This window comes from Actinomyces johnsonii (assembly GCF_006546835.1).
GTDB classification, from domain to species: domain Bacteria; phylum Actinomycetota; class Actinomycetes; order Actinomycetales; family Actinomycetaceae; genus Actinomyces; species Actinomyces johnsonii.
On record NZ_VICB01000014.1, the window covers coordinates 98,497 to 123,407 of the forward strand.

General features: G+C 68.4%; 22 protein-coding genes and 1 tRNA gene. 5 read left to right on the forward strand and 18 right to left on the reverse strand.

The annotated features are described in order from the left end of the window. Positions 1-65 precede the first annotated feature (65 nt). Genes pknB through FK256_RS10240 form a run of 7 tightly spaced genes read right to left on the reverse strand, consistent with a single transcriptional unit; the run spans position 66 to position 9,052 of the window. Positions 66-2,063, reverse strand: a complete 1,998-nt coding sequence (gene pknB / locus FK256_RS10210; RefSeq protein WP_141424687.1) for a Stk1 family PASTA domain-containing Ser/Thr kinase — start codon at positions 2,061-2,063, stop codon at positions 66-68. Continuing rightward, the gene (locus FK256_RS10215; RefSeq protein ID WP_141424688.1) at positions 2,060-3,187 is read right to left on the reverse strand and encodes a serine/threonine-protein kinase; all 1,128 of its coding nucleotides are present in this window, start codon (positions 3,185-3,187) and stop codon (positions 2,060-2,062) included. Before FK256_RS10215 ends, pknB begins: the two co-directional genes overlap by 4 nt. Beyond that, positions 3,184-4,686 (reverse strand): peptidoglycan D,D-transpeptidase FtsI family protein, encoded by a 1,503-nt coding sequence (locus FK256_RS10220; protein ID WP_021605695.1) that lies wholly within the window; start codon positions 4,684-4,686, stop codon positions 3,184-3,186. The genes FK256_RS10215 and FK256_RS10220 overlap by 4 nt, the downstream gene beginning before the upstream one ends. After that, a complete protein-coding gene (locus FK256_RS10225; RefSeq protein WP_141424689.1) occupies positions 4,683-6,443 on the reverse strand; it encodes an FtsW/RodA/SpoVE family cell cycle protein in 1,761 nt (586 codons plus the stop codon). Before FK256_RS10225 ends, FK256_RS10220 begins: the two co-directional genes overlap by 4 nt. A gap of 1 nt (position 6,444) precedes the next feature. Beyond that, a complete protein-coding gene (locus tag FK256_RS10230) occupies positions 6,445-7,875 on the reverse strand; it encodes a PP2C family protein-serine/threonine phosphatase (protein WP_141424690.1) in 1,431 nt (476 codons plus the stop codon). Further along, positions 7,872-8,348, reverse strand: coding sequence for an FHA domain-containing protein FhaB/FipA (locus FK256_RS10235; protein WP_009232664.1), 477 nt, complete (start codon positions 8,346-8,348; stop codon positions 7,872-7,874). The genes FK256_RS10230 and FK256_RS10235 overlap by 4 nt, the downstream gene beginning before the upstream one ends. After that, entirely contained in the window at positions 8,345-9,052 is a 708-nt protein-coding gene (locus FK256_RS10240) for an FHA domain-containing protein (RefSeq protein WP_009232663.1), read from the reverse strand. The genes FK256_RS10235 and FK256_RS10240 overlap by 4 nt, the downstream gene beginning before the upstream one ends. A 262-nt stretch (positions 9,053-9,314) precedes the next feature. Between FK256_RS10240 and FK256_RS10245 the strand changes: the two genes are divergently transcribed. Then, positions 9,315-9,398 (forward strand) — tRNA-Leu (locus FK256_RS10245). A gap of 168 nt (positions 9,399-9,566) precedes the next feature. On the opposite strand, the gene FK256_RS10250 is transcribed toward FK256_RS10245, so the two are convergent. The 5 genes from FK256_RS10250 to FK256_RS10270 all read right to left on the reverse strand — a co-directional run bounded on the left by FK256_RS10250 (position 9,567) and on the right by FK256_RS10270 (position 14,575). Continuing rightward, positions 9,567-10,133, reverse strand: a complete 567-nt coding sequence (locus FK256_RS10250) for a VanZ family protein (RefSeq protein ID WP_244936351.1) — start codon at positions 10,131-10,133, stop codon at positions 9,567-9,569. An 80-nt stretch (positions 10,134-10,213) separates the two neighbouring features. After that, complete coding sequence (locus FK256_RS10255; protein ID WP_141424692.1) at positions 10,214-10,525, reverse strand: CstA-like transporter-associated (seleno)protein; 312 nt, start codon at positions 10,523-10,525, stop codon at positions 10,214-10,216. Continuing rightward, positions 10,522-12,912 carry a carbon starvation CstA family protein gene (locus FK256_RS10260; RefSeq protein WP_141424693.1) on the reverse strand — a complete coding sequence of 797 codons (2,391 nt, stop codon included), beginning with the start codon at positions 12,910-12,912 and terminating at the stop codon, positions 10,522-10,524. Before FK256_RS10260 ends, FK256_RS10255 begins: the two co-directional genes overlap by 4 nt. Positions 12,913-13,089: 177 nt before the next feature. Beyond that, positions 13,090-13,602: a nitroreductase family protein gene (locus FK256_RS10265; protein ID WP_141424694.1), complete on the reverse strand. Its 513-nt coding sequence runs from the start codon at positions 13,600-13,602 to the stop codon at positions 13,090-13,092. A 280-nt stretch (positions 13,603-13,882) separates the two neighbouring features. Next, positions 13,883-14,575, reverse strand: a complete 693-nt coding sequence (locus FK256_RS10270) for a TetR/AcrR family transcriptional regulator (protein WP_141424695.1) — start codon at positions 14,573-14,575, stop codon at positions 13,883-13,885. Between the two features lie 484 nt (positions 14,576-15,059). Here FK256_RS10270 and FK256_RS10275 point away from each other — a divergent pair, with 484 nt between their 5' ends. Beyond that, positions 15,060-16,643 carry an aspartate:alanine exchanger family transporter gene (locus FK256_RS10275; protein WP_141424696.1) on the forward strand — a complete coding sequence of 528 codons (1,584 nt, stop codon included), beginning with the start codon at positions 15,060-15,062 and terminating at the stop codon, positions 16,641-16,643. 244 nt (positions 16,644-16,887) lie between these two features. Here FK256_RS10275 and FK256_RS10280 read toward each other — a convergent pair whose 3' ends face one another. Together FK256_RS10280 and FK256_RS10285 are read right to left on the reverse strand one after the other, a co-directional pair. Beyond that, positions 16,888-17,316 (reverse strand): carboxymuconolactone decarboxylase family protein, encoded by a 429-nt coding sequence (locus FK256_RS10280; protein ID WP_141424697.1) that lies wholly within the window; start codon positions 17,314-17,316, stop codon positions 16,888-16,890. After that, positions 17,313-17,834, reverse strand: a complete 522-nt coding sequence (locus FK256_RS10285) for a MerR family transcriptional regulator (RefSeq protein WP_021606266.1) — start codon at positions 17,832-17,834, stop codon at positions 17,313-17,315. Before FK256_RS10285 ends, FK256_RS10280 begins: the two co-directional genes overlap by 4 nt. A gap of 87 nt (positions 17,835-17,921) precedes the next feature. Between FK256_RS10285 and FK256_RS10290 the strand changes: the two genes are divergently transcribed. Beyond that, positions 17,922-18,230, forward strand: coding sequence for a thiamine-binding protein (locus FK256_RS10290; RefSeq protein ID WP_009232654.1), 309 nt, complete (start codon positions 17,922-17,924; stop codon positions 18,228-18,230). Positions 18,231-18,315: 85 nt separating this feature from the next. Here the strand turns inward: FK256_RS10290 and FK256_RS10295 are convergent, their stop codons facing one another. Then, on the reverse strand, positions 18,316-19,182 hold the full coding sequence (locus FK256_RS10295) for an SDR family oxidoreductase (RefSeq protein ID WP_141424698.1): 867 nt from the start codon (positions 19,180-19,182) through the stop codon (positions 18,316-18,318). A gap of 65 nt (positions 19,183-19,247) precedes the next feature. Here FK256_RS10295 and FK256_RS10300 point away from each other — a divergent pair, with 65 nt between their 5' ends. Beyond that, positions 19,248-19,595 carry a winged helix-turn-helix transcriptional regulator gene (locus FK256_RS10300; protein ID WP_009232652.1) on the forward strand — a complete coding sequence of 116 codons (348 nt, stop codon included), beginning with the start codon at positions 19,248-19,250 and terminating at the stop codon, positions 19,593-19,595. Between the two features lie 20 nt (positions 19,596-19,615). Here FK256_RS10300 and mtnN read toward each other — a convergent pair whose 3' ends face one another. Together mtnN and FK256_RS10310 are read right to left on the reverse strand one after the other, a co-directional pair. Then, the gene (gene mtnN / locus FK256_RS10305) at positions 19,616-20,356 is read right to left on the reverse strand and encodes a 5'-methylthioadenosine/S-adenosylhomocysteine nucleosidase (protein ID WP_141424699.1); all 741 of its coding nucleotides are present in this window, start codon (positions 20,354-20,356) and stop codon (positions 19,616-19,618) included. A 321-nt stretch (positions 20,357-20,677) separates the two neighbouring features. Beyond that, entirely contained in the window at positions 20,678-21,301 is a 624-nt protein-coding gene (locus FK256_RS10310) for a TetR/AcrR family transcriptional regulator (RefSeq protein ID WP_141424700.1), read from the reverse strand. A gap of 130 nt (positions 21,302-21,431) precedes the next feature. On the opposite strand from FK256_RS10310, the gene FK256_RS10315 reads away from it, so the two are divergent. Continuing rightward, positions 21,432-23,747, forward strand: a complete 2,316-nt coding sequence (locus tag FK256_RS10315; protein WP_141424701.1) for an MMPL family transporter — start codon at positions 21,432-21,434, stop codon at positions 23,745-23,747. Between the two features lie 105 nt (positions 23,748-23,852). Here the strand turns inward: FK256_RS10315 and FK256_RS10320 are convergent, their stop codons facing one another. Next, positions 23,853-24,821 (reverse strand): AlbA family DNA-binding domain-containing protein, encoded by a 969-nt coding sequence (locus tag FK256_RS10320; RefSeq protein WP_141424716.1) that lies wholly within the window; start codon positions 24,819-24,821, stop codon positions 23,853-23,855. Positions 24,822-24,911 lie beyond the last annotated feature (90 nt).

Genomic DNA, 24,911 nt, shown 5'->3' on the forward strand with positions numbered 1-24,911 from the left:
TCAGACTTTGAAGATTTGAGGCACCAGCCGCATCGTGAGGACCGAGTTGCTCCGTATTAGGGCAGCTACTTGGCGACGTACAGGGTGATTTCCTTGTCCGGACTGATCGGTTGGCCCTGCTGCGGGTTGGAGCTGATGACCGTTCCTGGTGGCAAGGACTGGTCATTGGCCTGCTGCTTCTCGATCTTGACCTTGAATCCTCGGCCCTCAAGGTCGGACTCCACGGTCTTGGAGTCCTTCCCGTTCACTTCCGGCATGATCGAGGCATTGGGATCACTTGACGCTGAAGCGCTCGGCGTTGGCGTGGGCGTTGCTGCCCCGCTGGAGAAGTGCACGGTGACGGTGTCGCCTGCCGAGACGCTGGAGCCCGCAGCCGGGTCGGAGGAGACGGCCTTGCCCTGCTCGACGTCGGAGGAGGTGACATCGTCCCCCTTCTTGAACTTCAGTCCGGCGTCCTCGATGGTCTTCTTGGCGGTGGCCTCGTCCTGGCCGGATACGTCGGGGACGGAGGTCTTACCGGTGGACACGATGAGATCCACCGTGGTTCCGCGCTCGACGGAGGTACCCGATGAAGGACTGGTGTCGATGACCCGATCCTTGGCGATCGAGGCGGAGTCGTCCTGAGTGACATTGCCGGCTTCGAGTCCGGCGTCCTTGAGCGCCTTGCGGGCGTCCTCCTGGGTCTTGCCCTCCAGGTCCGGCACCTTGACCATGGCCGAGCCGGTGGAGAAGTGGACGGTGACGGTGGAGCCCGCCGCGATCTTCGTTCCCTTCTGCGGGTCGGAGGAGACGGCGAGGCCCTCGCTCACGGTATCGTTGGCGACCTCATTCTTGGCGAACTTCAGTCCGGCATCCTCAATGGTCTTCCTGGCCGAGTCCTCGTCCTGACCACTGACGTCGGGAACCTCCACCGCGGCGACTGTCGCGCTCGGCGTCGGGGTCGGCCGAGGGTCGTTGAAGGCTCCGGAGGCCCACCGGCCGGCGATGACGGCCAGGACCGCGAACAGCAGGAAGACGAGGATCCACACCCAGGCGTAGTTCTTGGGCTTGTTCTCGGGCTCCTCATCCCTCGCCGCGGGTGTCGGAGAGGGCTCGGAGGGCACCTGGGCGAAGGCGGAGGTGGGCTGAACCGGCTCCGTGGCTGGCGACGCCATGGCCGAGGAGGTTGGGGACCAGGAATCGGCCGCCGGGGCCGCCACGGACATGCCCCGGGCTGCGGCCTGAAGGTCGGCTCGCATGTGGGCGGCGTCCTGGTAGCGGTCCTCTCGGCTCTTTGCCAGTGACTTGAGAATGACCCGGTCCAGGGACTCGGGGACATCGGCCGCCAGCGAGGAGGGCCGCTTGGGGATCTCCCGCACGTGCTGGTACGCGATGGCCACCGCGGAGTCGCCCTGGAAGGGGGGCTGACCGGTGAGCAGCTCGTAGAGGAGACAGCCTGTGGAGTACAGGTCCGAGCGGGCGTCCACGGACTCACCACGGGCCTGCTCCGGTGAGAGGTACTGGGCGGTACCCACCACTGTGTGGGTCTGGGTCACCGTGGATGCGGAGTCCTCGATGGCCCGTGCGATGCCGAAGTCCATGACCTTCACCGAGCCGGTGGAGGTCAGCATGATGTTTCCGGGCTTGATGTCGCGGTGGACGATGCCCACCCGGTGGGAGTACTCCAGGGCGTCCAGGACTCCGGAGACGATCTCCACCGCCTCCGGGATCGGGACGGCCTCGCCCTCGCTGAGGAGCTCGCGCACGGTGTGCCCCTCGACGTACTCCATGACGATGTAGGGGACGGTCCGGCTGGCGCCGCCGGGCTGAAGGAGCTCCTCCTCGCCGGAGTCGTAGACGGCGACGACGGCGGGGTGGTTGAGTGCCGCCGCAGACTGGGCCTCCCGACGGAAACGGGCCTGGAAGGTGGGGTCGCCGGCGATGTCCGAACGCAGCAGCTTGATGGCCACGACCCGCGACAGGCGGGTGTCGTAGCCGAGGTGCACCTCTGCCATACCACCACGTCCGATGAGATCGCGGATCTCGTAACGGCCCGCGAGGACCTGGGGGAACTGACTGGTCACAGTACCTCCTTGACAGGGATGCTCAGCATCAAGGCTGGCATGACCTGATGCGCATGGGCAAGCGTACCCGTGCTGTGCAGGGTGACGACGGCGAGTACCGGAATGAGGACCCTCAGAGTCAGCAGGTTGAGGCCGAGGAAGGAACGCCCGGAGGCGTGCCGGGCGGTGCGCGACGGCGTCGGCTCCTCGGCCGCGTGACGGCCGGGACGCACTGCGGCCGGCTGCGGCAGCTCGCGTGTCTGCGGGCCGCGGCGGCCGGTGGACTCCCAGCTGAGCGCCTCACGGGGATCCCAGGAGTCTGTGGGCAGGTTCACGACCGCCCGGTCCAGGGCGCGGGCGACCTCGCGAGCCGAGTGCGGCCGGTCGGTCGGCTTCTTGGCGAGCAGCTTGAGGACGATCTCGCGAACCTGCGGCGGAACGGTGTCGGGAAGGGCGGGCACCTCCTCGTTGACGTGGGCGAAGGCGATGTCCACCTGGGTGGCGCCGCTGAAGGGGCGACGCCCCACCAGGGCCTCGTAGGCGATGATGCCCAACCCGTAGAGGTCGCCGGCCGGGGTGGCCATGTTGCCCATGGCCTGCTCGGGGGCGAGGTACTGGGCGGTGCCCATGACCATGCCGGAAGCCGTCAGCGGGCGCTGGTTGATGCCCGTGGAGATGCCGAAGTCGGTGAGCTTGGCCAGGCCCTCGCGGTTGATGAGGATATTGGAGGGCTTGACGTCGCGGTGGACGACGCCGGAGTCGTGAACGACCTGAAGGGCACGGGCCACCTGCGCCAGGACCGGCAGGATCTCGGCCGGGGACAGGGTGCCCTTCTCGGCGATGATGTCGGACAGGGCACGGCCCTGGACGAGCTCCATGATGAGCCAGCCGGTGCCGTCCTTCTCCCCGGAGTCCAGGACGACGGCGAGATTGGGGTGGCGCAGGCCCTGGGAGTTCCTGGCCTCCGCGCGCAGGCGGGACAGGAAGATCTCGTCGCCGGTCAGCTCGGGGCGCAGGATCTTGGCGGCCACGGCCCGGCCCGAGCGCAGGTCAGTGGCGCGCCACACCTGGCCCATGCCTCCCAGGGCGATCTGCTCCACGAGCTCATAGCGCCCCTGAAGCTGGAGCCCGGCAACCGGTTTCACTGGTCCACCGCCGCATCGATGACCTGGGCGGCGATGGGACCGGCCACCTTGCCCCCGGTGGCGTTGTCCTCGGTCTCGGCGTTGCCGTCGAGCACGACGGCCAGTGCGATCTGGGGCTTGTTGATGTCGGTTCCGGCGAAGCCCACGAACCAGGTGGTGGGGCCGGTGTCCGAACCGGTCTCCGCGGTGCCGGTCTTACCGGCCACCTGGACTCCGGCGACCTGGGCGGTGTTGCCCGTGCCATCGGTCACGGCGGTCTGCATGAGGGAGGACAGGGACTTGGCGGTGGCCGGGTCGATCGGGGTGCGGGCCACCTTCTTGGAGGTGGTGTCGACCTCGTTGAGGTCGGGGTCCAGAGTGCGCGAGACCAGATAGGGGGTCATCTGTTCCCCGTTGTTGGCCACGGTGGCCGCCACCATCGCCATCATCATCGGCGTGGCCTGCACCGAGGCCTGACCGATACCGGCCATCGCCGTCTGCGCCTGGGAATCGTTGTCCGGGTAGGTGGATGGAGTGACGGTCAGCGGAATGGAGAGCTTGGAGTCAAAGCCCCAGTTGTGGGCCTCCTCGGCGAGCTCCTCCTCGCCCACGTCCATGGCCAGCTGGGCGAAGGGCGTGTTGCAGGACTCGGCGAAGGCGTGGGAGAAACTCGTCCGCCCGTTGCCGCAGGATTCGCCGCCGTAGTTCTCCAGGGAGTGGCTGGTGCCTGGCAGGGTGATGGTGTCGGGGGCGTCGACCTCCTGATCCGGGGTGATCTTGCCGGTGCGCAGGGCCGCCGCGGTGGTGATGATCTTGAAGGTGGACCCCGGCGGGTAGCGGTTGCCTGCGATGGCCCGGTTGTCCAGCGGTCGGGAGGAGTCCTCGCTGAGGGTTGTGCTGATCTCGGTGACAGCGTTCGCGTCGTGGGAGGCGAACTGATTGGGATCGTAGGAGGGAGAGGAGACCATGGCGAGGATGGCTCCGGTACTGGGGTCCAGAGCGACGACGGCGCCTTCGCGGTTGCCCAGGGCCTCATAGGCCGCCTGCTGGATCTCAGGGTTGATGGTCAGCTCGACCGCGCCGCCCTTCTGCGAGCCGCCGGTCACGAGGGTCTTGATCCGCGAGGAGAACAGGGAGGGGTCGTCCCCGTTGAGCACAGAGTTCGCCTCCCGCTCCAGGCCCGTCATGGAGGCGAAGGCGGGCGAGAAATAGCCGGTGACCGGGGCGTAGAGCGGCCCGTTGGCGTAGACCCGCTGATAGTCCTCGGAGCCCTGGCCGTCGTCGGATTTCTCGGTGCTGACGATAGTGGTCTTGTCGGCGAGGAGGATCGGGCCGCGGTCGGTGCCGAACTCCCGGTTGACGGTGCGGGAGTTGCGTCCGTCGGAGTTGAGGGCGCCGTTGGAAGACAGCGGCTCCCAGATGGCGGGCCGGGCCAGGCCCTGGACACTGGTGACGGACAGGGACAGTGCGGTGAACATGACCAGCACCAGGAAGGCGACTTGCCGGATCTGTCTGTTCATTGCTGCTGCCTCCTGTCGCTGTCATCAGTGAAACCCGGCGCGCGCGATGAGCGCAGCGTCTCCCCGTCCGGTGCCGTGCGCGGTGGAGGAGGCGCCTCCGGGCTGACGGTGACCGTGGGGAAATCGTCGTCGGGCGCAATGTGGTCTTGAGGCGGGTAATAGGGGTCCCTGGGACTCGGGGCCGCCGCCGGGGGCCCGTAGTCTCCTGCGCCGGTCGGTTCGGCGCCGGAGACGTCGTCATAGCCGTCCTGGGGGGCGTTGGCGGGGATTTCGTCGACGGCGGCGCCCTCGGCTGGTTCCTCGGCTCCGGCGTCCTGGACCCGACGGCGCAGGGAGACCGGCAGCTCGGCCGTGTCGATGATTCGTGGAGCGTGGGTGGCCGGACGGCGGGCGGCGTCGGACAGGCGCAGCAGGAGGGCCAGGATGGCCCAGTTAGCGATGAGCGAGGAGCCGCCGTAGGCCAGGAAGGGCAGGGTGAGTCCCGTCAGCGGGATGAGCCTCGTGACGCCGCCGATGACGACGAAGATCTGCAGGGCGATGGCGAAGGACAGGCCGACGGCGAGGAGTTTGCCGAAGCCGTCGCGCAGCAAGACGGCGGTGTGCAGCCCCCTCTGGATGAGGACGAGGTAGAGCATGAGGATCGCAAGCGTTCCGGTCAGGCCCAGCTCTTCGCCCAACGAGGCGAAGATGAAGTCGGAGTTGGCGAAGGTGACCAGAGTCGGTGAGCCCTTGCCCCAGCCTGCTCCCATGAGCCCGCCGGTGGACATGCCGAACATTCCCGTCAGCAGCTGCCAGGAGCCGCCTGCGGCGTTGTACACGGCGTCGTCGGTGGCGTGGAGCCACCCGTTGATGCGCTGTTGGACGTGGTGGAGGTGAGTGGCGGCGAACCAGGCCGCCGGGAGGAACAGCGCGGCGCCAATGAGCAGCCAGGAAGGCCGGTCGGTGGCCACATACAGTACGACGACGAACAGGCCGAAGATCAGGACCGAGGAGCCCAGATCCTTCTGGAGGACCAGGACGCAGATACTCACGCCCCACACGATGAACAGGGGTCCCAGGTGCCGGGCGCGCGGCAGGCTCATCCACAGGAACTTGCGGCCCGCCAGGGCCAGGTTGTCCCGGTTGGCCACCAGGTAGGAGGCGAAGAAGACCGCGAGCAGCACCTTGGACAGCTCGGCCGGCTGGAAGCTCATGGGGCCGATCCGGATCCAGATCCGGGCCCCGTTGATGCTCTGGCCGATGAAGGGCAGGAACGGCAGGATCAGGAAGACCAGGCCGGACCACATGGCCCAGCGGTCCCAGCGCCGCAGGCGCCGGTAGTCGCGCAGCAGGAAGAGCACGGCGCAGAAGAGGATGACGCCCAGCAGCGTCCAGACCAGCTGCTTGGACCCGACGTAGAACTGCCACTGTTCGTTGACCTCATAGGCCAGATCCAGGCGCTGGATCATGGCCAGGCCGATCCCGTTGAGGGCCACCGCCGCCGGCAGGAGGACCGGGTCCGCCCACGGGGCGGTGTAGCGCACCCACAGATGCATGAAGATGGTCAGACCGAGGAAGGCGCCTCCCAGCATGACGGTCTGCGCGGGCGAGGAGCCGGTGCGGTTGAGCGCGGTGAGCACGAAGCCCCCCAGGCCGAGGACCAGGGCGACGCCGAGCAGCGCGGCCTCCGCCCACCGGCCCGAGCGTCTCGCGGTGCCGGCGGGCTGGATCGTCGCAACGCCCGCGGGGGCGCCCAGGGGGCCTGGAGCAGCGGTCATCTCATTCCTCCTGCCCAGCCTGGTCGGGATGAGCCGGTTCGGCGGGCGCCTCCGGAGTGGGAGCGGGCGCTGGCGCCGCAGTGGGGGAGGGCGTGGCGGTGGGGGTCGAGGGATTCTGCCGGGGGGCGGCCTGCTTGAGGTAGGAGCGGACCGTCTTGTCCACATAGGTCTGCGCGTCGCTCATCGACTTCTGGGTGACGGTGGCCTCCAGGCGCTCGCGGATGTTGTCATCGAGCTTCTCCACCGGCAGGTCCGCGTAGGCCTTGACCGAGTGACTCAGCTTGAGGGGACCGATGGACTGGGGAATGCCCTGGTAGATGGCGACTTGGCCGTCGTAGGTGGAGACGTAGTAGCGGGTCTGGGTCCAGCGGTAGAACAGGGCGCTGGCACCGACGATCGTGACGAGCAGAACAAGGCCTCCCACCAGCACGCGGCGTCGGTGGCGGCGCCGGGCCTTCTCCTGGGTGGCGGCCTCGGCGGCAATGGCCTCGTCGACGTCGGAAGAGTCCTTCTTGGACGTGGACTCGGGCTGCTCCTCCAAAGTGGCCATGAGGGCCGCAGCCTTGGCGGCGGGGCTGGCCCCCTCGGTGTCCTTGGTCTCGGTCTCGCCCCCGGTCTTGCGGTGGGCGGCCGCCGCGCGCTCCTGGGCCAGGCGCTCGGTGGCGGCGCTGCCCACCACCTGCGGGACGGTTTGGGGTTCGGGGTCGTCCTTGACGACGTCGAAGACGACGGCGGTGACGTTGTCCGGTCCGCCGGCGCGCAGCGCCAGGTCCACGAGTTGGTCGGCGGCCTGGCCGGGGTCAGCGACGCCGGCCAGGACCTCCCCGATGGTTTCGGCGGTTACCGGGCCGCTCAGGCCGTCGGAGCACAGCAGCCAGCGGTCGCCGGGAACCGCCTCGCGAATCGACTCGTCGAGCTGGACCTCTCCCTCGGTATCGCCCAGGACGCGCAGGAGTACCGAGCGCTGGGGGTGCTGGCGGGCCTGGTCGCGGGTGAGACGCCCGGTCTCGACGAGGTACTCCACGAAGGTGTGGTCGGTGGTGACCTGGGTGAGGGTGCCGTCGCGAAGCATGTAGGCGCGCGAGTCGCCCACGTGGACCATGGCGAGCTTGTTGCCGCTGCGCATGACGCCGATGCAAGTGGTGCCCAGACCGGCGAGGTCGGGATCCTGGGAAGACAGGGTGACGAGCTCGGTGTGAGCGGCCTGGACTGCTTCGCGCATGAGACCCAGCAGCTCACCGGCCTGATGGGAGTCGGCGTCCAGCGGCATGAGGTGCTCGATGGCGACCGCCGAGGCGATGTCTCCACCGGCGGGTCCGCCCATCCCGTCGCACAGCAGGCACAGGTGGGGGCCGGCGTAGCCCGAGTCCTGGTTGGACTGGCGGACCAGGCCGACGTCGGAGCGCGCGGCGAAGCGCAGGGAGATGGTCATGAGCGCAGCTCCAGCGTCGTTTGGCCGATTCTGACAGGAATGTTCATGGGGAGCTCCACGGCGCCGTGCACGGGGCGGCCGTCCATCATAGTTCCGTTGGTAGAGCCGAGATCCTCCAGCCACCAGGCGCCGTCCTTGGGGAAGACGCGGGCGTGGCGCGACGAGGCGTAGGAGTCGTCGAGGACCAGGGTGCACGAGGGTGAGCGGCCGATGATAATCGACGAGGGGCTCAGGGGCACGGTCGAGCCGGCCAGGGGGCCCTCGGTGATGACCAGACGCGTGGCGCTACGCCGTCGGCCCCGTGGGGGAGGACCTGCGGGCTGTTCGGGAGCACCCGCGGAGCGCCGACGTGCAGGGGATGCGGTGGGGGAATCGGCCATGTCGCGTCGCATGACGCGCACGATGAGGTACAGGAAAAACCACAGCAGGACCAGGTAGCCCAGCCGTAGGATCGTGAAGGCGAGTGCGCTCACCCGTTGACTCCGCTGTTCTGGGTGCCGTCCCAGAACAGAATCTGGGTGCGGCCGATGGTGAGGGTATTGCCGTCCACGAGTGTGACGGCGTCGACGCGTTGGCCCTCGACGAAGGTGCCATTGGTGGAGCCGAGGTCGCTGGCGATCGCGTTGCCGTGCGTCAGACGGATTTCTAGGTGACGCCGTGAGACGCCGGAGTCGTCGACGATGATGTCCGCCTCCGAGCCGCGTCCGATAACGGTGACCGGGCCGGTGAGGAGGTAGCGCTGGCCGTTGATGTCGACGATCGGGTGTGCCGGGGAAGCGGTGGCCGAGGCAGCCGGGGCGGCGGCGCCGCGCCGCGTGGAGGACTCGACCTCGATGGCCGGGGCGTTGGGGGTGTTGTTGACGAGGAAGGAGACCTCCACCGGGCCGACGAAGGAGTAGCCCTGGTCGGCGGCGTGGGAGGTGGCGACCTCCTCCATCTGACGCACCATCTCGTCCTGACCCCAGGCCGTGATGCGTTCGATGCTCGGTGGGGTGAGGTGGATGCGGAAGATGTTGGGGACCACTGAACGGTCGCGCGCGAAGGACGCGGCGCGCTTGTCCATGGTCTCGCGGAGCTTCGAGGCGATCTCGATGGGCTCGATGTCGTCCGAGAAGCGGGACATGGCGCGGTTCGTGACGTTCTCGACGCCCTTCTCGAACTTGTCCAGGAATCCCATGGACAGTACCTCCCCCAATGTGGTGTGGCGGCCCCCGGGATGGAGCCGGGAGGCGGGACTGTCCCGCCTCGCTATGGGCCTGCACGGACACGGACCTGCATGCAGGCCGATACCGTTCCCATCGTAACGGTATCGAAGACATTGCAGGGAAGACGGCCCTGCCTGTGTGAGGTAATTGTGTCGTGAGCGGTCTCACGGTCCGATATGGGGTGGAGGATTGGACGACGGCGGGGGTGGAAGGCTAGTCTCATGCTCGCTTCTCGCGCGAGTGGCGGAATTGGTAGACGCGCACGGTTCAGGTCCGTGTGATCTTACGATCATGGGGGTTCGAGTCCCCCCCCGCGCACGTAAGGGATAAGGCCCGGGCCACATGGCCCGGGCCTTTCGCCGTCTCCGTTCTTTTCCGCTCTCCCCGCTCTCGCTCTCCGCAGCGGCGAGCGCCGTCGTTGGGGCTATCGGCTCCTCCGATGCGGCTCAGCCGTCCCGGCGAGGCTCAAGGCGAGGCTCAAGGGGCTCAGGTCGAGGCGGGCCGGGGGTGCCGGCGGCGCAGCAGGTACCAGGCGGCCAGGGCGCCGGCCCAGGCGCCCACGGCGTTCTGTCCGACATTGGCCAGCGAGGGCCGCCGCTCCAGCATCGGCAGGAGGCTCTGGAGCACTTCGGCGCTCAGTCCGATGACGCAGCCCACGAGCGCCCACATCCACCAGGGGATGTCTCGCCAGCCCGCGACGGCGCAGAAGGTGGCCGGTGCCAGCATCACCAGGTTGAGGATGACGTCCTTGCCCTCCGAGCTGAGGAAGGCCGGCCCCAGCGAGTCCTTGAGCTCGGCGACCTCTCGCCCCGAGGGCCATACGACCGCAATGCAGATGATGATCAGGAGGATGACCGCCGCGACGCGGGCGATCCGTTCACGGAAGGTGCCGCGCGGGACCGGGAGCGACGCGGGCCGGTAGGAGGGGGCGTCGTCGGCCGAGGAGGGAGTGGAGGCGACGGAGGTGGTGGGGGCATCGGTGCTGCCGGAGTTGCGAGCGTCGTTGGAGTCGGCGGGTGTCAGGGCTTTGGGGGCGGGCTGCTGGGTGGGCACGCTCACGACGCTACCGCCCGCCCTCCGAGGACCCCGGAAGGCGGGCGGTAACGATCCGAGCACAGGGGTGTGCCTAGGGCTCAGCAGCAGCCGGTCGATATCTCCGTCTCCGCCCGCCTGGCCCGGGCGCGCCAGAACTCGCGCTCGCTCATGGGGCCGTGCCCCGACTCGTGTCCCGACCCATGGGCGCTGTCGGGGCCGTTCGGGCAGTCGGCGTGCTCGCGGGCGTACCGGGCCAGGTAGCGGTCGTAGGCGGATTCTCCGGTCATGTCCCGCCACAGGATGCGTGCCCGAGCCAGGGCCTCACGTGCCCGACGGCGGGTGCCGGCCCGTGCCGCCGGTCTTCCCTCCGACTGCTCTGCCGGCTGCGTCGTCGGACCGGTGCGCGTCATGACTTCTCCGCGTGGGCCTTGTGGGGGATGAGGGCCGGATCCCCGACCTGCTCGTACTCCTGGGAGACCTTTTTCATGAGCGAGGAGGCGATCATTGTCTCGGGCGCGTAGAAGTTGGACTCCTGGTACGGGTCCTCCGACGTCGTCGTGTCCCGGGTCCGGATCGTCTGAATGATGCGGATGAGGGCGCAGACCATGACGAAGGCGACCATGACCAGGAAGACGATCGACAGTGTTCCCTGGATCATTGTGTTGCGCGCGATCGCCCGCTGCTCTTCGATGCCAGCCGGGTCAGTGAGCGTTTCCAGCTTGGCCAGGGCGTTGCGATGCTGCTGGAAGTAACCCACGAGTGGGTCGTGGGAGAAGATCTTCTGCCACGACGCCACGAAGGTGACCGTCGTGTCGAAGACCAGTGGGATGGCCGGGATCCACACCCACTTCGTGTAGCCCTTGCGCACGACCATGACGGTGACCACCAGTAGGGCCACGGCCGCGATGAGCTGGTTGGCGATGCCGAACAGCGGATACAGCGTCTGGATGCCGCCGCGGGGGTCGGTCACGCCCATGAGGAGCAAAGCGCCCCAGGAGGCAACGACGACGGCCGTGGTCCCCCAGGCGCCCACATGCCAGGACGGGTCTTTGAACTTGGGGAAGGCGTTGCCCAGCGCGTCGGAGAGCTGGAAGCGGGCCACGCGGGTGACGGCGTCGACCGCCGAGAGGATGAACAAGGCCTCGAACATGATGGCGAAGTGGTACCAGAAGCCCATCATGGCGCGCCCGCCGCCGATCTGGTGGAGGATGTGGGCGATGCCCACCGACAGAGTGGGAGCGCCTCCGGTGCGCGAGACGACGTTGGGCTCGCCGACGTCGCCAGCCAGACGCTCCAGAGCCTCGGCGCCCGTGTAGGTTTTGGGGTTGCCCTGATCGTCCCAGGAGTCCCACTCGGGGTTGAGCTTGCGGCCCTGGGCGTCGGTGACGCCGAGCTTGGCCACGGCGGCCTCGGCGAGCTTCTCGCAGTGGTGCTCGGGGTCATTGTTGGTGTTGCAGGGCTGGGCGTCGACGATCTCGGGGCCGGCGAGCTTCTCCATGGTCGCCGTCGAGGTGTTCATGGAGAAGTAGATGCCCGGGCTCAGCGAGACCGCGGCCGCCAGCGCCATGATCGCCACGAAGGACTCCATGAGCATGCCGCCGTAGCCGATCATGCGGACCTGGGTCTCCTTCTCCACCATCTTGGGACTGGTGCCCGAGGAGACCATGGCGTGCATGCCGGACAGGGCCCCGCAGGCGATGGTGATGAACAGGAAGGGGAAGAGGGTGCCGGCGAAGACCGGGCCGTCGGTGTTGAAGGCGAACTCGGTGACGGCGGCCATCTCCACCAGGGGGCGCACGATGATGATGCCCAGGGCCAGGATCGTGATGGTGCCGACCTTCATGAAGGTGGACAGGTAGTCGCGCGGGGTGAGCAGGACCCACACGGGCAGGACCGCGGCCAGGAATCCGTAGACGATCATGGCCCACACCAAGGTGGTGGGGGACAGGTGCAGGTAGTGACCGAGGGAGGACTCGGCCACCCAGCGCCCGCCGATGATGACGGCGATGAGCAGGCCGAAGCCGACGAAGGAGACCTGGGTGATCTTGCCGGGCTGGACGAAGCGCAGCCACAGGCCCATGCCGATGGCGATCGGGATCGTCATACCCACCGAGAACACGCCCCAGGGGGAGGCCGCCAGGGCATTGACGCAGACCATGGCCAGCACGGCCAGGACGATCATGAGCATGACGAAGACGACCACGGTGGCCACGATGCCGCCGATCTTGCCGATCTCGTCGGTGGCCATCTGGCCCAGTGAGCGCCCGCCGCGGCGCATCGAGAAGAACAGGACGAGCATGTCCTGGACCGCGCCGGCCACGAGCACGCCGATGATGATCCACAGGGTGCCGGGCAGGTAGCCCATCTGGGCCGCGAGGACGGGGCCGACCAGCGGACCGGCGCCGGCGATGGCCGCAAAGTGGTGACCGTAGAGGACGACGCGGTGAGTGGGGTCGAAGTCGCGCCCGTTGTTGATGCGCTCGGCCGGGGTGGCGTTGGTGTCGTCGGGGCGCATGATGCGCCGCTGGATGTAGAGGGCGTAGAAGCGGTATCCGATCGCGTAGGTGCACACGGCGGTGACCACGAACCAGATGGTGTTGACGTGCTCGCCGCGCACGACCGCCAGCATCCACCAACCCAGAACGCCCAGCGCCGTGATGACCACCCAGGTGGCGATCCGCGCGGGTGTCCAACGATTGTCAGGACGTATGCCGACTGGGATGCCGTCGGCGTTCCGAATGATCCGCTTCTCCTCCTGCTCCGTGTAGGTGGGCAGAGAGGCTTCTTTCTGAGGCATCGGGGTTCCGTTCTCGTCGTCGAGAAAAGGTGTGGCGTCATCGTCTCCGGTGACGGCCCCAGGGTATTCCTCCTGGTTGCGGAAGGGAAGCAATGGCGAGTCCGGCGGCGGCGCGCTCGTCTTCCGCCCCTGGCATCCATCCAATTTATCCCACTTATTGGGTACTCCTTCTGATGGCTACTGTCCGGCGTCGCGCATGACGTCGCCCAAGTCCCGCCGCGGACTGGGCCGTGCGGCGCGCTCGGGGTGGCCCACGCGGAAGGCGAGCAGGCTCTGGCTTGCCGGGACGCCGGTGGCGGCGGCCCAGCGCTGCGAGAACCGGTCCGGCAGGCCCTGAGTGGCATCGCGGGCGATCCGCTCGGTCACCTGATTCATGTGGTGCAGCCCGAGTCCAGCGGCGGTCGCGGCCAGGTGGACGTGCTGGAGCAGGCGGCCGCCGTCGAGGCGGTTGCGGGGATCGTCGACGTCGTCGACCCGGATGATCCCGTAGGTGCGGGCAGTGGCGGTGTGGACCTCGCGCGTGTTTTTGACCCAGAAGTCGTCGGAGGCCTCGCGCGACTGGGCGGGCAGGATCTTGGCCGCCACCAGCATGGTGTTGCTCAGGCCCTGGCAGTCGAGGGTCAGGCCATCGCGGTGGCGGTCGATCTGGGAGCGGTCGTTGCGGAACCAGGCAAAGGAGTCCGCCGACATCCGTGTGTCGTCGGCGATCGCCTGGGTGGCCTCGACGTATAGGTCACCCAGTCTCGCGACGGCCGATGCCTCAGTGACCCAGACGAGCTGAGCGCCGTCCGGGGCGGCCTCGGTGAGCGAGTCGAGGACGGCCTGCTCCAGGGTACTGGCGGTGAAGGGGCCGCGATACGTGTGACGCCGCGGGATCGGCGGCCGGAGTCCTTTGAAGCTGAGTCTGTTGAGTCTGTGCGGTCGGGCTCGGAGCTGTCGAGACCGATGCCTGAAGGGTCGGCAGGGGACATCATGCGTGGCCTCCGTTGTCGGCGTTGGTGGGAAGGTGTAGGGCGCGGCGACCGGCCTCGGTCAGGTGCGGTTCGATGATGGCGCGCCCGTAGCACTGGGAGTCGATGCGGGGGTCGTCGACGATGCTGGCGAAGGGCTGGGCGGTCTCCGAGATGAGCCAGAGCAGGCTCACGAGGTCACGGATGGTGGTGGGTGGGGCCGGTGGGTGCAGGAGCCCGGCGTCGATGATGTGCTCGACGGCGCGGACGAACTCGTCGCGGCGGGTGGTGTAGCCCTGGCGGTAGGCCGTGGCCAGGACCGGGTCGGTGTGGAGAAGGGGGAGGAGGTCGCGTAGGAAGAAGGCGTAGGCCGGGTCCGGCTGCTGCGTCTGGGTGGTGCGGTTCCACAGTGCGCGTAGGGCGTCGACCGGTTCGGACACCTGCTCGGTGGGGATGCGCATGCGCTCGGCCCACTCGTCGAACAGGGCGCGGACGATCTCCGCCTTGGAGCGGAACCAGTAGTACAGATTCCCCGGGCTGATACCGGCCTCGGCGGCGATCTGGTTGGTGGTGACAGGGTCGATGCCGTGCTGGGTGAACAGGTGACGGGCGGCGTCCAGGATCGCGGTGCGACGTCGGGCTGTGCGCTTGGGGCTGCGCGGGGGTCTTGAGGGCTCGGGGGAGGAGGAGTGCATGGGGGCGTCGTCGGGCATGGAAGTACTGTAGCCATCTTTAGAGTAAAAGCTCTAAAAATGGCGGTGGAGTGTCCCGCGGTGTCCATGTGATGCCTGCAGTTCCCATATGGATACCCGACGTGTCACAATGAGAGGGAGCCACCCGGCTGCCACCGGATGACTCCCGAAGGGGCATCAGCCCTTGAGGAGCTGAATCAAGCTGACAAGAGCTCCGACGGCGGCTGCGAGGGCGCTAACCATCTCGCACCACGTCGGGGCTCTGTGCTGTCCGGCATCCTTCGAGGCTGCGTGCCGAGGGCGGTACCTTCTGCACATTCCCTTCACCTCCTCCCGGTGGGTCGACACCCTGCTGAATCAAGCAGGTGACAGGGGCGACTCGCCGTGGAAGGCATCCTTACTATGGCACCTCTCGGCGACACATATCTGTGCCCAGCTGGGACCTGTGCCTGGATCAGTGGGCGGAGCATGCTGGGCGTTCTGGGCGTGCGGCTACCCTGACATCGTGTCCGTGCTCCATCCAGCCCTCGACGTCCTCGCGCAGGCGCCGATCCTCACCGTCTTCCTCGTCATCGGCCTGGGGACCGCCGCCGGGCAGATCCCGCTTGGGCCGATCCGCTTCGGGGCCGCCGGGGCCCTCTTCGTGGGGCTGGCGGTAGGCGCCCTCGACCCCCGCCTGGGCGCGAACCTCACCCTGCTGCGAAGTCTCGGCCTGGCCCTGTTCTGCTACACCGTGGGCCTGGCCGCCGGCAACACCTTCTTCCGCAACCTGCGCAAGCAGCTGCCGCTCATGGCCCTGTGCGTCGTCGCGCTCGTGATCGCCGGCGGGGCGGGCGGCCTCTACTCTCATCTGGCCGGTGTGAGCCCGGCGATGGACTCCGGTGCCTACGCGGGGGCCCTGACCTCACCGGTGCTCGACGCCGCCATCGAGGCGGCCGGCACCCAGGAGCCCGCCGTCGGCTACGCCCTGGCCTACCCCGTGGGCGTGGCCGTCGCCATCCTCATCGTGGCCGGGGTCGTGGGGCGGTCCTGGCCCGGGCGCCACGACCCGCGGCCCGCCAGCGCCGACGGCATCACCGCCACCAGCGTCTACCTGCTCCAGCGGGTGGCTCTCGGCGAGATGGAGGCCTTCAAGGAGGGGCGCATCCGCATCTCCTACCTGGAGCGCGACGGCGAGACCCGAGTCGTCAGCCCCGGTGAGGAGCTGCTGCCTGGGGATAAGGTCGTCATCGTTGGGGCGCCGGCCGCCGTCGAGTCCGCCATGCACGACTTGGGCACCGGGCTCAACAAGTGCCTGGCCAAGGATCGCAGCGTCGTCGACTTCCGGCGCCTGACCGTCTCCTCCACGCGCGTGGCCGGGCGCACCATCGCCGAAGTGGATATGCCCGGGCGCTTCCAGGGCGTCATCACCCGCGTCAAGCGCGGGGACCTCGACCTGCTGGCCAGCGAGGACCTCGTCCTGGAGCTCGGCGACCGCGTGCTGGCGGTCGTCCCCAGCGACGAGCTGGAGAAGGCCGCCGACTGGTTCGGCGATTCCGAGCGCTCCATCGCCCAGATCGACGCCTTCTCCGTGGGCATCGGCATGGCGCTCGGAGTGCTGCTGGGGCTGGTCGCGATCCCGCTGCCCGGTGGCATCACCCTGCGGCTCGGGGTGGCGGCCGGGCCGCTCGTCGTCGGCATGATCCTGGGGTGGGTGGGGCGTACCGGCCCCTTCGTATGGGGGCTGCCGCACGCCGCCAACGCCACCATCCGCCAGCTGGGGCTGTTGTTCTTCCTAGCCGCGATCGGGTTGGCCTCGGGGCAGGACTTCGCAGCATCGGCCTTCTCGACAACGGGGCTCAAGGTGGGGGTGCTCGCCGCGCTCGTCGTGGCGGTCAGTGCGATCGTCCTGCTGGCCGGGGCGCGCTGGGCCGGAGTCTCCGCGCAGCGCGCCGCCGGCGGCCTGGCCGGGCTCGTCGGGCAGCCCGCGATCCTCGCCTTCGCCCTGTCCAAACGCGACGATGAGCGCATCGAGGCCGGCTACGCGACCCTGTTCGCCCTGGCCATCGTCGTCAAGATCGTCATGGTCCAGATCCTCGTGGCGCTGTAGGGGAGGATCCTGGCGGTGCACGGGCGAGCGCTTCTTGGGCCACCGGATCCGGTCCGAGTGAGTCCCGGGTGTCCAAATCGGTGACAAAGAAGCCTGCGGCCCGATCATGCCGTCAATAGAACCGCGGAATCATGCGGTTTCTTTGTGGCGGTGTGCACGTAGAGCCCGCCTTTGTCACCGATTTGGACACGTACGCCTCTGTCGCGACCTACTGAGGCCGCGCGATACAGGCCGATGCGGACGATCAGTCGGCGGCGTCGCGCTCGGCGAAGACTTCGTGGGCCACGAAGGTGGCGTTGAGCGCTCGCGGGAAACCGGCGTAGACCGAGGCGTGCAGGATCGCCTCGACGATCTCCTCGCGGGTCAGACCCACGTTGAGCGCCGCCCCGATATGGATCCTCAGCTGCGGCTCGCAGCCGCCCAGGGCCGTGAGCACACCGATCGTGACGAGCTGGCGGCTACGCGGGTCGAGCCCGGGGCGGGCGTAGACGTCCCCGAAGCCGAAGGCGGCGATGTGGTGGCCGAGCGCCGGACTGATGTCCGCCAGGGAGTCGATAACAGCCTGGGCCGCTTCGCCGTCAACTGAGCGGGCGACCTCCAGGCCGCGCTCGCGCCGGGCCAGGTTCTCGGGGCTGTTGACGTCGTCCTGGGGGTGAGTGTTCTCAGTGGTCATGAGGGGTTCTCCTTGTCAGTGTCAATGTTGTGCGTGGTGGCCTGCTCCTCCAGCTCCCGCGTGTAGGCGGCGATCTTGTGCTCGGTGGCGGCCAGGGCGAGCCGGAGCTCATCGATCCGGGTGCGCAGAACACTTTGGTGCTCGGTGAGCATGGCCAGGCGCTCGGGTACCGTGTCCCGACCGGCCTCGACCATGTCGACATAGCGCTGTAGGTCGCTGATTGTCATGCCCGAGGTGCGCATCCGGGTGAGGAAGACCAGGCGCCGTACGGCCGCGGCGTCGTAGCGGCGGTACCCGGAGGCGTCGCGCCCAACCCGCACGAGCCCGATTCGCTCGTAGTAGCGCAGAGTGTGGGCGCTGATGCCCAGGCGGTGGGCGGTGGTCGCAATGTCCCAGCCAGTCGCGTCGGGCCACCCCTCCGGTCCGATGTCGTCGCTGGGCGGGACGGTGACGAGTCGCAGCGCCTCGCGGAGCCGGACGTCGTCGGGCTCGCTGCCCGGGATGGTCGCGTTGGTCATGATGCAGACCGTAGAGCTTTGAGTGCGCTCGAAGGCAAGAGCGTCGGCGCGGCGGCCCGAGCGGTGCAGCGGGGCTAGCCTGGCCGCATGCTCGTCGCCTTCTCCGTGTCCCCGACCACCACCGAGGCGCCCGACGGCTCGGTCTCCGAGGCGGTGGCCCGAGCCGTGCGCGTGGTGCGCGACTCGGGACTGCCCTATGAGACGACCTCGATGTTCACCACGATCGAGGGCGAGTGGGACGCGTGCATGGACGTGGTCAAACGGGCCTGCGAGGCGGTCGCCGAGGTGAGCCCGCGCGTGGCGCTCGTCCTCAAGGCCGACATCCGCCCCGGCTGGACCGGCCAGATGACCGCGAAGGTCGAGCGCGTCGAGGCCCGCCTGCGCGAGGCTGACTAAACCGACATTTTCTTCACAAACGACGCGGCTCCGGGTCATCTATGAAGAACAGGTTCATCTATGAAGAAAATGTCGGTGAGCCCGGCTATGAGACCGCCAGGTCCTCAAGCCATTGCTCGATCGGGCGCGGCCGGAGTCCCAGGAGCTCCTGGGCGCTGCTGTCCTCGGCGATGGTGTTGCCATCCTGCGCGTTGAGCGCCTGGTAAAGCTCGACAACCGGAGCCGCGGCCAGCCCGAAGAGTGGCGTGATGAGCTCGCCGAAGGCCTCCGGCGTGATGCCCTCGAAGCGGACCTCGCGGCCCAGGTGGCTGGAGAAGGCCGCAGCCAGGTCCGGTCCCGTCAGTCCGGGCCGGTGACCGACGCCGACCGTGCCCGTGGTGGGGGAGGCATCCGTGAGCAGGCGGACGACGACGTCGGCCACGTCCAGGTGCGAGCTCCAGGAGACAGGGAATGACGCCGGAAGCGGGTAGCGCAGCACACCCTCTTGACGCGCGGGGTCCAGGACGACCGGCAGGAGAAGGTTCTCCAGGTAGAGGCGTGGGGCGACCACGGCCGTGGGGACGCCGCTTCCGGTCACGCCGTCGATGAGCGTCATGATGGGGCTGTCCACGGCCGCCTGCAGCGGTGAGCCCGGCTGGTCGACGATCTGCCCGCTGGTGGAGATGACGACGCGGCCGGGGCGGGCCTGGGCGACCGCCTCGACGACGGCCCGGGCCTGGGCGGCCGCCGCCTCGGGTGCGCCCATGGGCAGGTGGACGAAGACGCCGTCGGCGCCCTCATAGACGGAGGCGAGGGAGTCCGCCGAGGCCAGGTCGACCTGCCGGGCGACGATGCCGTCGGGGACCGCTTCAGGATGGCGGACCGCTGCGATGGCGGTGCGCCCGGCGGAGGTCAGAGCGGACAGGATGGGAGAGCCTTGAGCGCCCGTGGCGCCATGAACGATGTCAGCCATGACGCCATTAGTGCATACGATGCATCAGTTACGTCAACTGCACTATTGGGGTAGGTTTCGATGTTATGAGCGAGGTCGATCTTCCCGAGTGCGGGGTGGCGAGGTTCCTGCTGCTGTTCGACGGGCCGTGGGCGACGCTCATCGTGCGCGAGCTCATGCACGGTCCGCAGCGCTTCGGGGAGCTGCGCGCCGCCCTGCCGGGGATCAGCGCGCACACACTGACCAACCGGCTGCGGATGTTTGAGTCACGTGGGATCGTCAACCGGAACGCCTATCCCGAGGTGCCGCCCCGCGTGGTCTACGAGCTCACCGACCTGGGCAGGAGCCTGCGGCCGGTGCTCGACGCGATGTATGAGTGGGGTATCAGCTGCCCGACATCGGCTTTTACACCTCGGCCCGATTCACGCCGGTGAGCCTCGGGGCTGTCAGTGGATCAGCCCAGGAGGGCCAGGACGACCGCGGCGCTGCGGGCGGCGGCCTCCTCGGCCGCGATGTGGAAGTCCTGGCCCGCCTCCGGGCCGCACAGGTCGGACACGCCGCGCACCGAGACGAAGGGGATGCCAGCGCTCGCGGCCACCTGTGCCAGTGCCGTCGATTCCATGTCCGTGCTCAGTGCCGTAGGGAAGACCTCGCGGGTGTCGGTCACGTTCGCGGCCGTGATGAAGGAGTTCCCGGCCAGCATTCGGCCGACGTGCAACCGGGCCGATCCGGACGAGGCCGTGGCGCTGCGCAGGGCCGCCGGTCCTACCTGTTCCAGGCGGTCCAGGAGGGCTGGGTCCCCGGCGAAGGTCTCCGGCTGACCCGGGGTCTGGCCGCGGACATAGCCGAAGGCGGTGGCGTCGGCATCGGTGTAGGCCAGGTTCGCCGAGGCGCACACATCGCCGACTTCGACCTGTCGACCGAGCCCACCGGTGGTCCCCGCCGAGACGACGGTGCCGGGGCGAACCTGGGTCAGGACAGCCGCCAGGGCGCTCGCGGCCGCCACGAGCCCGATGCCGCTGCGCACCAGGATGAGCTCGCGCTCGCCGCCGGGAAGCCGGAGGGACCAGGCCTGCGCTGACCCCGGCAGAGTCGGCGGCTGGGCTCCCGCGCGCTCGGGCAGGGCGTCCATGAAGGGCTGGGCCTCCTCGGCCATGGCGCAGGAGACGATCACGGTGGCACTGGTGCGACTCACGCGCCGAGCCTACAGAGGGCGCCCGAGCCCTGAAAGTGTCCAGATGGGACAACTTTGGCGGTTGATTGGATCCGGTGTCTGGAAGTGACAGGGCGATGACCTGGGCTTTTGTAGACCGCGGTGCGGCTGCCGTGATTCAAAGTCGTCCCATATGGACAGATTCGCCGCATGATGGCTCTGTTGAGGCGCTGTAGAGAGTGTGCAGCGGGATTGGCTGGTAGCTGTGGCCTTCTGTCGCCGGGGATGGTGTCGATGTGCACCTTGTGTGTGGGGGGCGGGATCCGTCGCTTCGCCAGGAGGCGGGCTCTGGTGTGGTGCGATTCAGGCGTTGTCGATTGCGTCGGGTGTGCTCAGCCCGACGATGACCGCCTCAATGAGGTCGCGCAGCCTAGTGCCGTCGATGTTCTCGGCGATCGAGTCCATGAAGAGCAGGCTGACGATATCTGCCAGGCTCGCCGTGGGAACGGTGGGGCGGCGCCCCATGCGGGCGAGAACCTTTTCGACCGTCCCGGACAGCCTGGTGGTGAAATCGGCGCGAGCTGTTCCGGGGATCGTCGGGCTGTCGGGGTTGCGCAGCTGGAAGAGCGAGTACTCGGTGGTCAGCAAGTAGATGGTTCGGGCCTCGGGGCGGATGGCTTCGAGCAGTTCCATGAGCGAGTCCATCGTTGGGGCGCCCTCGAACGAGTCGATGGCCTGTGTGACCCGCGACAACAAGGTGTTGGATCGCATGACGATGGCCTCGGTCAGGATGTCCTGGAGTGAGGAGTAGTTGGAGTAGAAGGCGCCCCGGGTGAAGCCGGCCTGCTTGACGATGTCGTCAATGCGAGTGCTGGCGATGCCCTTGGAGGCGACGATGTCCGCGGCCGCCTCGATGAGGCGGGCGCGGGTGTTCTCCCGCTTGCGCAGCGTGCGCTCGGCGGCGGGTGAGTTGGTGCTCGGTGTCATGAGACTGCCCACCTTACCGGTGCAGCGGGGGGTGTGGGGAGTCACAACGATCCAGGTTTCAATACATATTCGTATCCAGTACGTTTTCGTATCGAACTTGATCATCCCCGTGCCTTCTGAAAGGTCTTTCATGTCCGCCTTCCTCCTATCCGTGGGCCGGTGGTGCGCCCGTCACGCCACCCGGGTCCTCGCTGCCTGGGCACTGCTCATAGCCGCCCTCGGTGGCGTCGTCGCCACCACCGGCATCCAGCTCGACGACACCTTCACCATCTCCGGCACCGAGTCGATGCGCGGCCTGGAGGTCCTCTCCGATCGGCTTCCCCAGGCGGCGGGCACGAGCGAGCAGGTCCTCATCACGAGCTCTAACGGCCGTATCGAGAACCACGCCGCGGCCGTCAACGTCTTCGCTCTTCGGGCCTCGCAGATCGACGGCGTCGCCATGGTCTCCCCGCCTTTCGGGGATCAGGCCACGGGGGCGGCGTCAACCGTCTCCGCCGACGGCGCCCACGTGCTCGTCCAGGTGCAGGCCGACACCTCGGTCGGCTCGATCACCACCGGAACCACGCCGAAGGCCAAAACCGTTGCCAAGGACCTCGACACCCTGGCCGAACGCACCGAGGCCATGGACTCGTCCCTGACAGTTCAGCGCAGTGGCAACATTGACCAGGAGGTGGGGATCGGCATTTCCGCCGTCGAGCTCGTCGGCGTCGCCATCGCCGCGATCGTCCTGCTCATCACCTTCGGTTCCTTCATGGCTGCGGGTACCCCGCTCATCGCCGCCGCCGTCGGTGTGGGCGTCGGCATGCTCGGCATCCTCGCGACGGCGAGCATCACCGACATCAACTCCACCACCCCGGTCCTGGCCGTCATGATTGGGCTGGCGGTCGGTATCGACTATGCCCTGTTCATCGTCTCGCGGGCGCGCGAGTACCTCGCCGATGGTGTCGATCCGGCCGAGGCCGCCGGGCGGGCCACCGCCACCTCCGGAGGAGCTGTCGTCTTCGCCGGAACCACGGTCATCGTGGCCCTGTGCGGTCTGAGCGTGGCCCATATCAGATTCCTGACCACGATGGGACTGGCCTCGGCGGCAGTCGTGGTGGTGGCCGTACTCGTGGCGCTGACGGTCGTCCCCGCTTTGATCGGCATTCTCGGCGAGCGTCTGCTCCCGCGCCGCCGCAAGGCCGCCGATGGCGGCGCGGACGCGGACCGGAGGCCAGCGTCCCGCTGGGTGCGCGCAGTGACCCGCCGCCCCTGGACGACCATCGGCGCCGTCATTGTCCTCCTGGGACTGTGCGCCATCCCCGCCAGCGGCCTGCGCCTGGCTCTGACCGACAACGGCTTCGCCGAGAAGGGATCGCAGCAGCGCGAGACCTACGACGCCGTCGCCGCGGCCTACGGCGAGGGTTACAACTCACCCATCGTCGTGATAGCCGACGTCTCTCAGCCCTCCGGTTCTGTCGCCGCGGTCCAGGGCCTGGCCCAGGAGCTCTCCCAGCTCGACGGCGTCGAGGGAATCTCCCTGGCCACTCCCAACCAGGACGGGACCCTCGCCTTCGTCCAGATCCGTCCCGAGAAGTCCCAGGCCGACCCCGCCACGATGGAGCTGGTGCACGACATCCGCTCCCACGCCGGCGACTATGAGAGCCGTTACGGACTCACCGATGTCATGGTCACCGGCCAGACCGCCGTCGCGATCGATGTCGCCGAGGAGCTCAACGCCGCCCTCATCCCCTTCGGCGTCGTGGTGGTGGGCCTGTCGCTCATCCTCCTCATGGTCGTCTTCCGCTCCATCGCCGTTCCCCTGACCGCGACCCTTGGATACCTGCTGTCGCTGGGGGCGGGCATGGGCGCCGTTGGCGCTGTCTTCGGCTGGGGCTGGGCGGCCGACCTCCTGGCCGTCTCCAAGGTCGGCGCCGTCATCTCCTTCCTGCCGGTCATCGTTATGGGAGTCCTGTTCGGGCTGGCCATGGACTACCAGGTCTTCCTCGTCTCGCGCATGCGCGAGGAGTGGACCCGACGGCGGCGCAGCGACGCGACTCCCGAGGCCCGCCGTGAGGCGGCCGCGGCGGCGGTTGAGGCCGGGTTCCTGGGCAGCGCGAAGGTCGTCGTGGCGGCGGCCGTCATCATGACCGGCGTCTTCGCGGCTTTCGTCCACACTGACAATGTCTACGTCAAGCCCATCGCTCTTGGCCTGACCGTCGGGATCGCCGCCGACGCCTTCCTCGTGCGCATGACCCTTATTCCCGCGCTCATGTCGGCACTGGGGGAGAAGGCCTGGTGGCTGCCGGCATGGCTGGACCGGATGCTTCCGGTTGTCGACGTCGAGGGGGAGAACCTGGAGCACGCTCTGGAGCAGGAGGCTGCCGATGCCGACCAGTCGGCCCGACCGGAGACGGACTCTGTGGATGATCAGGCCGAGGAGATGGAGACCACTGCGGTGTCCTGAACCTGGCGCTCGCGGTGGCCGGCAAGGGCGGGTCAGGCGGTTTCCCGCCTGACCCGCCCTTGCTGGCATCGTGCTGCCTCGCCGAACCCCGTGGCCTACGACGGCCTACTGGCCTGTGCCCTCATCGTCCCGGGAAGCCGTGGCCGCGGTGACGGCCGCGGCCGGGTTGATGGGCAGTGCCCGGGGCGACTGGTCGCGGCGCAGCAGGAAGTTGCCCAGCCGGATCGGCCAGGCCACGTGGTTGATCCGCGGCCAGCGCAGCATGACGTAGTCCACGGCGTCATCGACCTCCAGGCGCCGCGTCGAGTTGCCGACCCGCACCCACAGCGCCGCCCCGTCGCGCCCCTTGGCTGGCTTGAGGTAGACCGGCAGCGGGGACGGGGGCGCGGTCACCCGGCACACCTCCGCGGTCCCGTCCGGCGTGGGCGCGAAGTCCACCTGCGGCAGCGCGGCGGCGTTCGTGCCCATGCGCGTGCGCCACATTCCGCGCAGCCACAGCTCGAAGCGATCGGCATCGGGCTGCTTGAGGGTGGAGTAGTCAGGGCCCAGGCCGATGAGGGAGCCGTCATCCGCCACCCCGAGCAGGAGCGTGCCGCCCGCGGAGTTCATGAAGGCCGCCACCGTCTTGGCCACGACCTCCTCCATCGCCTCATCGCGCTTGTCCGTGCGCAGGTTCCAGCGCGCTGAGGACTTGAACTCCAGACGGTCTGACTCGCCCATCTGAGCGACCTCCGCGATCGGCTGCAGCGTGCGGTGGCACTGCAGGCGCGCCAGGACCGCGGAGGTCACGATCAGCACGACGGCCGCCACGCCGCAGGAGGTCACCAGCATCTTGACCGAGAACAGGTCGCCCTCGTCGAAGATCCAGCCCGCCAGCAGCAGCCCCAGCCACAGGCCGACGAGCGCGATGAGGGTGGCCGCAGCGTCCGAGACGGCGACCCGCCCGCGCAGTAGGAAGCGCGTCGCCCGCCCCACCAGGTAGGACAGCAGGAGCAGCAGCGGCTGCGCGACGACCCACCAGATGAGGACGGGGTTGGCAGGATTGGTGATGGTGACGGTCTCGATGCTTTCCACGGACTTCACGGCTCTCTGCGGATCGGTGCCTCGCGGCGCGGACAGGGGCGGGGCTGCGGCTGCAGGGTACGGTCGGTGCCGGACCGGGCT

What these genes read in the sequence shown, in the direction of transcription:
- FK256_RS10220 (WP_021605695.1), bottom strand. Translation starts at nt 4,686, where the DNA reads ATGAACAGACAGATCCGGCAAGTCGCCTTCCTGGTGCTGGTCATGTTC.
- FK256_RS10225 (WP_141424689.1), bottom strand. Translation starts at nt 6,443, where the DNA reads ATGACCGCTGCTCCAGGCCCCCTGGGCGCCCCCGCGGGCGTTGCGACG.
- FK256_RS10230 (WP_141424690.1), bottom strand. Translation starts at nt 7,875, where the DNA reads ATGACCATCTCCCTGCGCTTCGCCGCGCGCTCCGACGTCGGCCTGGTC.
- FK256_RS10240 (WP_009232663.1), bottom strand. Translation starts at nt 9,052, where the DNA reads ATGGGATTCCTGGACAAGTTCGAGAAGGGCGTCGAGAACGTCACGAAC.
- FK256_RS10255 (WP_141424692.1), bottom strand. Translation starts at nt 10,525, where the DNA reads ATGACGCGCACCGGTCCGACGACGCAGCCGGCAGAGCAGTCGGAGGGA.
- FK256_RS10260 (WP_141424693.1), bottom strand. Translation starts at nt 12,912, where the DNA reads ATGCCTCAGAAAGAAGCCTCTCTGCCCACCTACACGGAGCAGGAGGAG.
- FK256_RS10265 (WP_141424694.1), bottom strand. Translation starts at nt 13,602, where the DNA reads ATGTCGGCGGACTCCTTTGCCTGGTTCCGCAACGACCGCTCCCAGATC.
- FK256_RS10270 (WP_141424695.1), bottom strand. Translation starts at nt 14,575, where the DNA reads ATGCCCGACGACGCCCCCATGCACTCCTCCTCCCCCGAGCCCTCAAGA.
- FK256_RS10280 (WP_141424697.1), bottom strand. Translation starts at nt 17,316, where the DNA reads ATGACCACTGAGAACACTCACCCCCAGGACGACGTCAACAGCCCCGAG.
- FK256_RS10285 (WP_021606266.1), bottom strand. Translation starts at nt 17,834, where the DNA reads ATGACCAACGCGACCATCCCGGGCAGCGAGCCCGACGACGTCCGGCTC.
- FK256_RS10290 (WP_009232654.1), top strand. Translation starts at nt 17,922, where the DNA reads ATGCTCGTCGCCTTCTCCGTGTCCCCGACCACCACCGAGGCGCCCGAC.
- FK256_RS10295 (WP_141424698.1), bottom strand. Translation starts at nt 19,182, where the DNA reads ATGGCTGACATCGTTCATGGCGCCACGGGCGCTCAAGGCTCTCCCATC.
- FK256_RS10300 (WP_009232652.1), top strand. Translation starts at nt 19,248, where the DNA reads ATGAGCGAGGTCGATCTTCCCGAGTGCGGGGTGGCGAGGTTCCTGCTG.
- FK256_RS10310 (WP_141424700.1), bottom strand. Translation starts at nt 21,301, where the DNA reads ATGACACCGAGCACCAACTCACCCGCCGCCGAGCGCACGCTGCGCAAG.
- FK256_RS10315 (WP_141424701.1), top strand. Translation starts at nt 21,432, where the DNA reads ATGTCCGCCTTCCTCCTATCCGTGGGCCGGTGGTGCGCCCGTCACGCC.